Source organism: Maribellus mangrovi, from assembly GCF_037646455.1.
In the GTDB taxonomy this organism is placed as follows: Bacteria; Bacteroidota; Bacteroidia; order Bacteroidales; family Prolixibacteraceae; genus Draconibacterium; species Draconibacterium mangrovi_A.
The window spans coordinates 1-580 of the sequence record NZ_JBBIXN010000015.1 but is presented as its reverse complement, the minus strand read 5'-3'; the positions used below and the strand labels follow the sequence as shown (position 1 = coordinate 580).

The window sequence follows — 580 nt, the reverse complement described above, 5'->3', positions numbered from 1 at the left end:
CACAGTTATCTTCTGCTGTAGCTGTACCTGCATCGCCAAGTTCACATTCGAAACTGGCCTCTACAGGAACGATCAGTGTAGGTGCAGTATCGTCGTAGATAGTGATTACCTGGTCTCCTGTTGTCGTATTTCCGGCACAGTCTTCGGCTTTCCATGTACGGATGATCAGGCCAAGACCACACTCGTCAAGATCAGGACTGTCGGTAAAGGTTACTACCGGTGCATCATCACAGTTATCTTCTGCTGTAGCTGTACCTGCATCGCCAAGTTCACATTCGAAACTGGCCTCCACAGGAACGATCAGTGTAGGTGCAGTATCGTCGTAGATAGTGATTACCTGGTCTCCTGTAGTAGTATTTCCGGCACAGTCTTCGGCTTTCCATGTACGGATGATCAGGCCAAGACCACACTCATCCAGATCAGGACTGTCCGTAAAGGTTACCACAGGTGCATCATCACAGTTATCTTCTGCTGTAGCTGTACCTGCATCGCCAAGTTCACATTCGAAACTGGCCTCCACAGGAACGATCAGTGTAGGTGCAGTATCGTCGTAGATAGTGATTACCTGGTCTCCTGTAGT

General features: G+C 49.0%; 1 protein-coding gene. It reads right to left on the bottom strand.

Going from position 1 to position 580, the window contains the following annotated elements:
- Positions 1-580, bottom strand: a 580-nt coding sequence (locus WFY05_RS22240; protein WP_340115147.1) for an HYR-like domain-containing protein, incomplete at both ends; no start/stop codon positions are given.